Source organism: Nocardiopsis alba DSM 43377 (genome assembly GCF_000341225.1).
Taxonomy (GTDB): Bacteria; Actinomycetota; Actinomycetes; order Streptosporangiales; family Streptosporangiaceae; genus Nocardiopsis; species Nocardiopsis alba.
Map to the genome: position 1 here is coordinate 152,564 of NZ_ANAC01000014.1, position 10,925 is coordinate 163,488.

10 protein-coding genes are annotated in these 10,925 nt (G+C 71.2%); 7 read left to right on the forward strand and 3 right to left on the reverse strand.

Annotated features, from left to right (window positions below; all coding sequences use genetic code 11):
- Nucleotides 1-43 precede the first annotated feature (43 nt).
- Both D451_RS0116620 and D451_RS0116625 read right to left on the reverse strand, forming a co-directional pair.
- Entirely contained in the window at nucleotides 44-1,420 is a 1,377-nt protein-coding gene (locus tag D451_RS0116620) for a GntP family permease (RefSeq protein WP_017535266.1), read from the reverse strand.
- 1 nt (nucleotide 1,421) lies between these two features.
- Nucleotides 1,422-2,807, reverse strand: a complete 1,386-nt coding sequence (locus D451_RS0116625; protein ID WP_017535267.1) for an NAD-binding homoserine dehydrogenase — start codon at nucleotides 2,805-2,807, stop codon at nucleotides 1,422-1,424.
- 166 nt (nucleotides 2,808-2,973) lie between these two features.
- Between D451_RS0116625 and D451_RS0116630 the strand changes: the two genes are divergently transcribed.
- From D451_RS0116630 to D451_RS0116660, 7 genes are all read left to right on the forward strand, one after another.
- Entirely contained in the window at nucleotides 2,974-3,777 is an 804-nt protein-coding gene (locus tag D451_RS0116630; RefSeq protein ID WP_017535268.1) for a DeoR/GlpR family DNA-binding transcription regulator, read from the forward strand.
- 94 nt (nucleotides 3,778-3,871) lie between these two features.
- A complete protein-coding gene (locus D451_RS0116635) occupies nucleotides 3,872-5,758 on the forward strand; it encodes a helix-turn-helix domain-containing protein (RefSeq protein WP_017535269.1) in 1,887 nt (628 codons plus the stop codon).
- 118 nt (nucleotides 5,759-5,876) lie between these two features.
- Nucleotides 5,877-7,148: a hydroxymethylglutaryl-CoA reductase, degradative gene (locus D451_RS0116640; RefSeq protein ID WP_017535270.1), complete on the forward strand. Its 1,272-nt coding sequence runs from the start codon at nucleotides 5,877-5,879 to the stop codon at nucleotides 7,146-7,148.
- Nucleotides 7,145-7,597, forward strand: coding sequence for a hypothetical protein (locus D451_RS0116645; RefSeq protein WP_017535271.1), 453 nt, complete (start codon nucleotides 7,145-7,147; stop codon nucleotides 7,595-7,597). Before D451_RS0116640 ends, D451_RS0116645 begins: the two co-directional genes overlap by 4 nt.
- Entirely contained in the window at nucleotides 7,594-8,982 is a 1,389-nt protein-coding gene (locus D451_RS0116650; RefSeq protein ID WP_014911330.1) for a tripartite tricarboxylate transporter permease, read from the forward strand. Before D451_RS0116645 ends, D451_RS0116650 begins: the two co-directional genes overlap by 4 nt.
- A 150-nt stretch (nucleotides 8,983-9,132) precedes the next feature.
- Nucleotides 9,133-9,564 carry a VOC family protein gene (locus D451_RS0116655; protein WP_014912225.1) on the forward strand — a complete coding sequence of 144 codons (432 nt, stop codon included), beginning with the start codon at nucleotides 9,133-9,135 and terminating at the stop codon, nucleotides 9,562-9,564.
- Between the two features lie 83 nt (nucleotides 9,565-9,647).
- A complete protein-coding gene (locus D451_RS0116660) occupies nucleotides 9,648-10,106 on the forward strand; it encodes a ChaB family protein (RefSeq protein WP_017535272.1) in 459 nt (152 codons plus the stop codon).
- Nucleotides 10,107-10,148: 42 nt separating this feature from the next.
- On the opposite strand, the gene D451_RS0116665 is transcribed toward D451_RS0116660, so the two are convergent.
- The gene (locus D451_RS0116665) at nucleotides 10,149-10,922 is read right to left on the reverse strand and encodes a class I SAM-dependent methyltransferase (protein WP_017535273.1); all 774 of its coding nucleotides are present in this window, start codon (nucleotides 10,920-10,922) and stop codon (nucleotides 10,149-10,151) included.
- Nucleotides 10,923-10,925 lie beyond the last annotated feature (3 nt).

A 10,925-nucleotide genomic window follows, 5' to 3' on the forward strand; every position in this document is an offset into this window, starting at 1 on the left:
GCCGCGTCGGACGCGGGGACGGCCCTCTCCCGCTGGGAGGGGATCAGACGAGCCCGGCGGCGTGCATGGCGTAGAGCACCACGAACCCGGTCACACCCGACAGCACCGAGGCGACCCCGATGGAGCGGATGCCCTGGCCCACCGTCATGTTGGACAGGGTGGTGGTCACCCAGAAGCCCGAGGAGTTCGCGTGCTTCATGATCTGCGCGCCGGTGGCGCAGGCCAGGTAGACCGCGAGCGGGGACAGGTCGAGCGAGGGCAGCAGCGGCTGCATGATCGCGGCCGAGGTCATGACCCCGAGGATGTTGGAGCCGGTGATCGTGCACACCGCGGCGGCGATGAGGAAGGGGATGAGGATCGGGGACAGTCCGATCCCCTCGATGCCCCCGGCCACGCTCTCGGCCACACCGGTCTCCCGGATGATGGTGGCCAGTGCCCCGCCGACACCGGTCAGGGCCAGGGGCATGGCGGCGATGCGCAGCCCCGACTCGAACAGGTCGTTGAGGGTCTCCTTGTCGCGCCAGCGGCCGCGGAACAGCGGCAGCGCGAGGAGGCAGGCCAGGAACAGGGCGACGGTCGGCTCGCCGACGAACAGCACGGTGCCGGTGATCCAGGAGCCCTCGGGCAGCGCCGGTCCCGCCAGGGAGGCGAAGACGATGAGGACGATGGGGGCGAGGATGGGCAGCAGGGCGCCGAACAGCCCGACCTTCGACCCCGGGGCCGTGTCGTCGGTGGCCCCCTCGCCGGAGCCGCCGGAGGACGGGCCGCCGGCCCCCACCAGGTGCTCGACGAACTCGGGCTTGGGCGGCACGTAGGTCTTGATGCGCGACAGGTAGAGGGTCGCGACCAGGACGCCGGGCACACCCACCATGAGGCCGTAGAGGATCGCCTCGCCCATGGAGACCTCCAGCAGGGAGGCGGAGGCGAGGGGGCCGGGGCCGGGCGGGATGACCGAGGTCATGACGTAGGCGCCGATGTACAGGATCGGGCCCAGGCGCATCATCGAGAAGCCCGTGCGGTAGGCCAGGGCGGACACGATGGGGATGAGCATGACCACCGCCGTGTCGGCGATGAGCGGGATGCCGAGCACGGTCGAGGCCAGGGCGATCGCCCAGGGCACCCGCTTCTCCGCGAACATCCGCAGCGCGGTCTCGGTGATCTTCATGGCCGCGCCGCTCAGTTCGAGCATCTTGCCGAGGACACAGCCGAAGATCACCAGCAGGCCGACCTTGGCCAGGGTGCTGCCGAAGCCCTCCATGACCAGTTCGACGGTGGCGGTGCCGCCCATGCCCAGGACCAGGCCGAGACCCATGACCACGATGAACAGCGTGGCCACGGGGTGGACCTTGAAGCGGGCGATGAGCAGGACGAGGACGACGACGGCGGTGACGAACGCCAGCAGTGTGTAGAGATCCGACATGTCAGTTGTTCCGATCGCTCGCCCGGAGTCGGGCGTGGTGCCAGACGTCCATCAGGGTCTCGTCGGGGTCGGCGAGGTCGCCCAGGCGCACCAGGGCGCCCTCGGGAACGTCGCGCCCCAGGGTGGTGTGGGCCGCCAGGTAGAGCGGGGCCACGTCGTCCGGCGCCTGCGCCGGGTCCAGGAGGACGGGGGCCACGCCGGTGACGTCGTGGTGGTGCCCGCCCATGTCCAGTCGGGTGCCTGCGGCCAGCGGGCCCCGGGCCCGTCCGGCGAGGATCGCGTGCGGCGCCGGTCGGCGCGTACCCGCGGCCCGATGGCGGTCGACCGCGTCCAGCAGGCTCAGGGGGGTCTCCACGCCCATGAGGTGGTAGGGCAGGTAGAGACAGGCGTAGCGGCCCGAACGCGAGGTCACGTGCCCCTTCTGGGCGAGCAGCTCCCAGGTCACGGGGTCGCCGGTGCGCACGATGACGAAGACGCCCCCGGCGAAGGAGGCCTCCTCCGGCAGACGCAGCACGCTGAAGACGTCCACGACCCCGGAGCGGTTCAGGATCCCGCCGTCCTCGGCGAGGGAGTAGACGTCGGCGAGCTCGGCGGTCCGGGCGACCGGATAGTGGAGCCCCTCCACGTCCGAGGTCAGCCCGGTGTGGTCGGCGACGACGCCCATCTCGCAGTAGTCGGCGGCGGCCGAACGGTCGAGTTCGGCCACGGCGCGGGCCCGGGCGGCGAGGGTGGCGGGCACGTCCGTTCCCAGGGACAGCAGATCGGCCAGTTCGGGGGCGTCGATCTCCCGGTCGAGTTGGCGGACCCGCCCGGTCTCGGGGTCGAACACCAGGTCGTACTCGCCGGACTTGCCGATCGCGACCACGTCGAGGCCGAGGGTGAGCGCGCGCTCGTACCACTCGATGAGGTTGGCGGGCTGGTCGCCCATTCCGGGGGTGTAGACGACGCCGTGTTCCCGGGCGAGGCCGGCCAGGGCGGTTCCGGCGACGGAGGCGACCTCCTTGGAGACCATGACGACGTGGCGGCCGGTCTCGATGGCGGTCCGCGCGGCCGCGGTCCCGGCGGCCGGGCTACCGGTGGCCTCGACGAGGACGTCGTAGCCCTCCTGAGCGAGCAGGCCGGCGTCATCGGTCACGGCGATCCGGCCGGGTTCCAGGGCGGCCAGCTCGTCCGGGGTGGAACAGACCCGCAGGTCCTCGGGGGCGTAGCCGAGTTCTTCGCACAGGGCGACGGTTCCGGCGGTGTCGAGGTCGCACAGGACGGTGGGGCGCAACCGTTCGATCCGCAGGGTCTGGGCGAGCAGCGTGCGCGCGAACCCGCCCCGCGCCCCGGTGAGCGCGTACCGGACGGGGGCGTGAGGCGAGGTGGTGGGATCGGTGCCTTGCATGGTTCTCCTTCTCTCACCTCGTGGGGGGACGCGTGGTGCGCCGGCCGTCGAGGCGATGAGCAGTGTTTTAACACTGCCGGAACATATGAGTCAAAAATTATCACAGCTAAGATCATCTGGTAACTCTCGGTACCATGTCTGTGGGAACCGACGACGAAGGAGGACGATGATTCCGGCGCAACGGCGTGACCTGCTCCTGAGGGAGCTGCGCGGCACGGGAGTGCTGAGCGTGAAGGAGCTCTGCGAGATCCTCGACGTCTCGCACATGACGGTGCGGCGCGACATCATGACCCTGGAGGAGGAGGGCCGGGTCCGCTCGGTCCCGGGCGGGGTCGAACTCGCCTCCCAGGTGCGCTCCGAACCCTCCTACCGGGACAAGTCCAGCGTGGACGTCGCGGAGAAACGGGCGATGGCCGGCGCGGCGGCCGCCCTGGTGGGCGAGGGCCAGACCCTCTACCTGGACGCGGGGACGACGCTCGGCCATCTGGTCCCCCTGCTGTGGAACGTCACCGGGCTCACCGTCATCACCAACGACCTCACCACCGCGGCCTCGCTCACCGACCACCCCGACCTGACCCTGTTCCTCATCGGGGGCCAGATCGACCGGGAGAACCGTTCCTCGGTCGGGGACATCGCGGCCGCCACGGTCACCGAGTTCAACATCGACATCGCCTTCGTCTCGACCAGCTCCTGGGACCTCAACCGCGGCTCGACCACGCCGTCGCGGTCGAAGGTGGCGGTCAAGCGCGCCGCCATGGCCGCGGCCTCCTCGTCGGTGCTCGTCGCCGGAGCCGACAAGTACGGGGCCTTCGGCACCTTCAAGGTCGCCCCGCTCTCCGGTTTCTCCTCGGTGATCACCGACGACCGCCTCGCGGACTCCTCGGCGCGGGCGATCCGCGAACACGGCGTCCACCTGGAGATCGCCGCCACCCCGAACGAGAACGGGGACGGAGAGACCACCCCGGCCTGAGCCGGTGGCCCGAGGGGGCCACGGAACCGGCCGGACCGAGAGCGTACCCGCCCCACCAGCGGTTTCGCCGGCCCCGGGCCGGCAGACTGGACCGATGGCAGAGCACACCGAACGGCTGGGACCGCAGGCGCGACACGCCGTCGTCGACCTGCTCCGCCGGCTGGAGACCGGCGAGTACCTGGGGGCGGAGGAGGCCGAGACGATCCTGGGGGACATGGGCGAGGAACTCGCCTCCCAGGTCCAACGGACCTCCGCTCTCGTGGGCCGGCTCCGACGGCGCGAACGGGAACTGCTCGCCCTGATCACGAGCACCCACGACCTGGTCGACGTGCACGATCCCCAGGCCGTCCTCAAGCGTCTGGTGGACCGGGCCCACGACCTCGTCGGCACCGAGGTCACCTACATGTCCCTCTACGACCCCGACACCGACGAGCTGTTCGTGCGGGCCAGCCGGGGGACGGTCTCCCCGCGTTTCCCCGGGTTGCGCGTCCCCACCGGGGTGGGCATCGCCAGTCGGGTGGTCCACACCCTCAGCCCGCAGTGGGTCGCCGACTACTCGGAGACGGCCGACTTCGACCGCGACCCGGAGATCGACCTGGCCGTCAAGGACGAGCGGCTCCGTTCCCTGCTGGGCGTGCCGGTCTCCGCCGACGGGGAGATCCTCGGCGTGCTCTTCGCGGCCGACCGTTCGGCCCGCTCCTTCGGCGGCGACGAGATCGCCCTGCTCTCGGCCTTCGCCGACCAGGCCGCCCTCATCCTGCGCACCGCGCGGCTCTTCTCCACCGCCTCCGAGGCGGCCCAACGGGCCCGCAAGCACGCCGAGGAGATGGCCGTGGCCGCCCGCGTGCACGAACGACTCACCGCCCTGGTCCTGTCCGGGCACGGGCCCCGTGAGGTCGCCGACACCCTGGCCGGGGCCCTGGAACGTCCGGTCGCCGTCGTCGACCGCGATCACCGGCCGCTGGCCTCCTCGCCCGGGGCCGCCGAACGCCGGTGGCACGACGGCCGCCCCCTGCCCGAGGTGGTCCGGGCGGCCGAACGCAGCCGGGCCTCGGGGCACTGCGCCGACGTGGGCGCACACGGCCTGGCCACCGTGGCCGCCGTCATGGCCGGGCCGGTCTTCCTCGGGCTGGTCCTGGTGGGGGAGGCGCGAGAGCCCCTCACCGACCTGGAACAGCGCACCATCGAACGCTCGGCCCAGATCCTGGCCCTGCTGACCATGCGGCGCGACGCGTTGACCGAGGCCGAGGACCGGGTGCGCGGCGAGCTGGCCCTGGACCTGCTCTCGGGCAGCACCGACACCGAGTCGCTCGAACGCCGCGCCAAGGCCCGGGGCATCGAACTCGACCGGGCCTGGACGGTGCTGGCCCTCCCCGTCCCCGACACCCGACGCCACACCGTGCTCCGCGCCCTGTCGGGAGGGCGCGGCTGGCTGGCGGCGGTCCAGGACGGCGGGGTCGGCGTCCTGATCCCGGGGGAGGGGGCGACCGATCGGGCCGAGGAGGTCCGGGCCCGCGCCCACCAGGCGGAGGCCGAGGCGACGACCGTGGTGGTGGGCCGGGCCGAGGGGACCGCCGGACTGCCCGAGGCCATGCGGGAGGCCTGGGAGTGCGCCGCCCTGCTCCCCGGACTCGGGGCGGAGGAGGGGGTCTTCTCCACCGAGGAGTACGCGCCCTACCTCGCCATGTTCGGCACCGACGGCGAACGCGCGCGCCGGTTCGCCGAACGCCTGCTCGGCCCGGTGATCGCCTGGGACCGCGACCACGGCACGGACCTGATCGGCACGCTCCTGACCTACGTCGACAGCGGTGCCGGGGTGACCCGCACCGCCCGGACGCTGTTCGTGCACCCCAACACCGTCAAGCAGCGGTTGGAGCGTCTGTCCGAACTCCTGGGGTCGGACTGGCGTTCCTCCGACGCGCTCTTTCGACTCGGCGTGGCGGCCCGCCTCCATGTGATCGGAAGGAAACGGCCAGGTTAACGGGGAGTTCTCTGTCCGAATCGGACATGTCGCCCACGTTGCGGGGCTGCTTGCATGGTCTCCATCACAGTGACGCACCGCATAGTCGGCGGTGCCTTCTCCCAGGGGGTGTCCCAGCTTGGCCGGTAACAGCAGGCTGTCCGGGTTCCGTAACCTCGACGTCGTCGAGAGGCGACGCACGGCCGCGCGCGAGTGCGGACTGGAGCCGGACGCGCTCGACGTTCTGGAGACGGGCGGCCTGGACTCCGAGATCGCCGACCGGATGATCGAGAACGCCGTCGGTGTCATCGGTGTGCCGGTGGGCGTGGCCACCAACTTCACCGTCAACGGGCGTGACGTCCTCGTCCCGATGGCCACCGAGGAGCCCTCGGTCGTGGCCGCCGCCTCCAACGCGGCCCGCATCGCCCGCGTCCGCGGCGGTTTCACCACCACGAGCACCACCCCGGTGATGCAGGCGCAGGTGCAGATCGTCGACGTCACCGACCCGGAGGCGGCCCGTCTGCGGGTGCTGGAGGCGCGGGAGGAGATCATCGAACTGGCCGAGCGCCAGGACCCCACCCTCGTCCGTCTGGGCGGAGGCGTGGTCGACCTGACCGTGCGCACCGTGCCGACCGGGGACCAGACCTACGTGGTGGCCCACCTGGCCGTCGACGTGCGCGACGCGATGGGCGCCAACGCCGTCAACACCATGGCCGAGGCCGTCGCGCCCCGGATCGCCGAACTGGCCCAGGGCCGCCCCCTGCTGCGCATCCTCACCAACCGCGCCGACCGGCGGATCAGCCGGGCCCGCGCGGTCCTGGACGCCGAGGCGCTGGGCGGGCCCGAGGTCGCCCGCGACATCGTCCACGGCTACCGTCTGGCCGCCGCCGACCCCTACCGGGCCGCCACCCACAACAAGGGCATCATGAACGGCGTCTCGGCCGTGGTCCTGGCCACCGGCAACGACACCCGCGCGATGGAGGCCGGCGCCCACGCGCACGCCGTCGACGCCTCCGGTCGCTACACCTCCCTGTCGACCTTCGAGCTCGACGCCGAAGGCGATGTCGTCGCCACCCTGGAGCTGCCCACCCCGGTCGGCCTCGTCGGTGGCGCCACCCGCACGCACCCGGTCGCCCGGGCCGCGCTGGCGCTGACCGGTGTGACCACGGCCCGCGAACTCGGCGAGCTCATGGTGGCGGTCGGCCTCGCCCAGAACATCGCGGCGGTGCGCGCCCTGGCCACCGAGGGCATCCAGCGCGGCCACATGTCGCTGCACGCCCGCAACATCGCCGTCGCCGCCGGTGCCGAACCCGAGGAGATCCCCCAGGTGGTGGCCGCCCTGGTGGCCGATCGTTCCTTCGGCGCCGACCACGCCGAGGCCGTCCTGGCACGTCTGCGAGACCGGCGATGACCGCCCCGGAGGAAGGGAAGGAGGCGACGGGCCGGCTCCTGGAGATCTGGGGCGACACCGTCGACTCCCGCCACACGCTGTGGGCGATCCTGCTCGGAGCCGGGATCGCGGTCCCGCTCTACCTGGTCTCGGAACGGCTGTTCGCCCACTTCGGCGACAACCCGGACGTGGCCTCCACCTACGCCCTCCTGGTGGGCCTGGGCGGCTGTCTCCTCGCCGGCTTCCTCAACGCCGTGTTCTTCCGACCCAAGCGCATCGTCCGCGAGACCGCCGCCGACGGTGAGGGTCGGAGGAAGGCCATGGACGCCATCGAGGCCGAGATCGGCCCCCTGGGCGACCCGTCCGAACTGCCCACCGCGGTCCAGGAGGAACTCCGGACCCTGGGGCTGTACGACGACCTGCTCGCGCAGCACCGGCGGCGCTCCACCGAAGCCGAGGAACGATCATGAGCCCCGAACTCCTCACCGACATGACCTGGGCCGTGGCCATGGGCATCATCGGTGTCGTGGTCTTCGCCTTCATCGGCCTGGCCTCCTACACCGACGAGACGGCCACGGTCGCCCCTCTGACCCTGCTCGTGGTGCTGCTGGGCGTGCCGCCCACCGGCGTCTTCACCTTCTTCATCGGCGCCATCGTCGCCAAGCACATCACCCACGCGATCCCCACGACCCTGTTGGGCATCCCCGGTGACACCCTGGCCGTGCCGATGTTGCGGGACGCGCAGATGCTGCGCGAGTTGGGCGTGCCCCACATCGCGCTGCGCAAGGCCATCTCCGGCGGTGTGCTCGCCGCGTTCATCTCGGTCCCGCTGTCGGTCCTGTTCGCCTGGCTGCTGAGCCCCTTCACCGAGGCGATCGGAGCGGCGGCCCCCTGGATCTTCCTCGCGGCGGCGCTCATCATCGCCTACACCTCGAAGGGGCGGCTGGCGGCGGTCTTCGCGCTGATCCCGTTCGTCCTGCTGGTCGTGGGGTTGCAGACCTTCATCGGCGAGACCATCGGCACGCCGCTGACGATCAGCTTCTTCATGGGCATCGCCATCGGACCGCTCATCGCGGACCTGTTCCTGTCGCTGTCCCCGGCCGGACGGGAGGGCCTGCGCAGGTCGAAGCCGCGATCGTTCGACCTGGCCCCGGACAACCGGACGTGGAAGGGGCGGGTGCCCAACCCGTTCAAGATCCTCGACCGGCGACAGGTGGGGTACACGGCCGCCGCGGCCTCGGTCTCCAGCGCGACCTTCGTGTTCTCCCCGGTCGCGATGACCGTGCTCATGGGCGAGGCGGCCGGCTCCCGGATCAAGAACGGGTACCACCGGCTCACCACCGTGATGTCGGTGCGCAACGGCACCACCGAGTCCACCTACATCGCCGAGACGCTCATCCCGCTGATCGCGTTGGGGCTTCCGCTGTCGCCGATGGCGGCCGGACCGGCCGCGCCGCTGTTCAACGCCCCGCCGGTGTACACGGTGGACACGGAGACGGGCGCGACCAACAACCTGCACGACCTGCTGTCCGGGGGAGAGTTCCTCTTCTACGGTCTGCTCGGCGTGGTGCTGGCGACCGTCATCGCCTACCCGTTCGCGATGACCTACGCCCACAAGGCCGCCGGTTTCGTCATGCGCCGGATCTCCCACGAGGCGATCATCGGATCGTTCGCGGGCCTGATCCTGGTGATCTGCCTCTACGAGGGCGGCCTGTTGGCCGTCGGCGTGGCGGTCAGCGTCGGCCTCGTCGGCGGACTGCTGAACCGGATGTTCAACATGCACACCGGTGTGCAGTTCATGGGCTTCTACGTGGCGCTGTTGACGGTGCCGCAACTGCTCGCCCTGGTCGGCTGACCCGGCTCCACGGCCACGTCGGAAGGGCCCGCCCCGGAACGGGGGTGGGCCCTTCCGGTCGTACTCGGGGTCTCGGGGGTCTTCTCATGGACGCCGTGATGTCCTAATGTCGACATCGCGATGGAACACCCCCTCCCGAAAGGTCGCCCCATGACCCGGCCGGACACCCCTCGCCCCCGCTTCCACCTGGCCGTCCCCGTCGACGATCTGACGGCCGCCCGTCACTTCTACGGCACCGTGCTCGGCCTCGAACAGGGCCGCAGCTCCGACACCTGGATCGACTGGAACCTCGAAGGCCACCAGTTCGTCACCCACCTGGCCCCCGAACGTCGGGCCGCCGTCCACAACCCGGTCGACGGACACGACGTGCCCGTGCCCCACTTCGGTCTCATCCTCGCTCCGGAGGCCTTCGAACGGCTGGCCGAGCGATTGCGCGAGGCCGGGACCGAGTTCGTCATCGAACCGTACGTGCGCTTCGAAGGCCTGCCGGGCGAGCAGCGGACGATGTTCCTCCTCGACCCCGCCGGCAACGCCCTGGAGTTCAAGGCCTTCGCCGACGAGTCCCACATCTTCGCCACCTGACCCCGACACCCCGGTGTTTCCCGAGGTCGGAGAGCGGGCAGGGCGTCCCACACCGGAACCGACCATTCGGGGGGATGAGAGGAATGCCGGGTAAGGACGAACTTCCCGACACTCTGCGCCGGTCACCGAAGAAGGCGCAGCGGACCTGGATCGAAGCGCACGACAACGCGGTGAAGGAGTACGGCGAGGGCGAACGCGCCCACCGGGTGGCCTTCGCGGCGGTCAAGCACACCTTCGAGAAGGTCGGCGATCACTGGGAGGCCAAGCAGAGCAAGGGGCCCTCGGACGCCCAGGCGCGCAACCCGCGTTCGGGACGGCGCTCCGGCCCGGACCTGCCCACCGCCGGCGGGGTCGACGCCGAGGCCACCAAGGACCACCTGTACCGCCAGGCCCGCCGGCTGGGCATCGAGGGACGTTCCCGGATGCGCAAGAACGAGCTGGTCGACGCCCTGCGCAAGGAGAGCGAACGTCAGACCTCCGGGTCCGGACGCCGCTCCCGCCGAACCGCCGGAACGGCGTCCTCGCGGCCTCGTCGTGGATGACTCCGAGCCCGCCCCGTTTCCGGGGGCGGGCCCGGAGCCGTTCTAGGGGAGTCCTCCGCTTCGGGCGGGGGACTCCAGGTGCCGCCACCGCACCGGGTCGTGCGATCCGGTGTCCGCGACGGGTTCGGGCTCGTCCTTCGGCAGGGCGGAACGCTCGGCGCACTCCAGGATCAACGCCTCCGGCTCACCCCGGAAGAACGCGTACTCCACCCGCTCCACCCGCGAGGTGACGCCGTACCCCGCCAGCATCGCCCGCATCCGGTCCAGCGCCGGATAGCGCCGGGAATCCGCGTGCAGGAACAAGGGGTAGAGCCGCACCTGCCACCGGGACACCCGCACCAGTTCGAGCAGGGATCTGCGGTGGAAGTCCTCGCTCAACTGTCGTCCGTAGGAGAACAGCAGGTGCGAGCTGAGGACGAGATCGAAGGAGCGCTCGGCGAAGGGCAGCCGGGGGAGCGAACCCGCGACGTAGCGTTCGGGGCGCTTCCCGATGTCCGCCGCGAAGGCGCGCGCCGCCCGCGAACGGGAGCGGGTGTACTGTTCGGGCCCGTCGAACCACGTCCACACGAAGTCCTCCCGACGTTCGAGCAGTTCCTGGTGTTTGTGCTCGTTCTCCTTGAGCGCCAGCTCTCCCAGACGTTCCCGGTCGGACCCGTAGACGGGGTCCACGGCGACGGCGTCGATACCCCGCTCGCCGGCCTCGGACACGAAACCCGCGGCGCCGCCCGGGCAGTCCAGGATCCGCAGGGACAGATCGCGATCGGTGAGGGAGAACATCGCCCGGTACTCCTCGAAGGAGCGCGCGCTGACGAACACGGG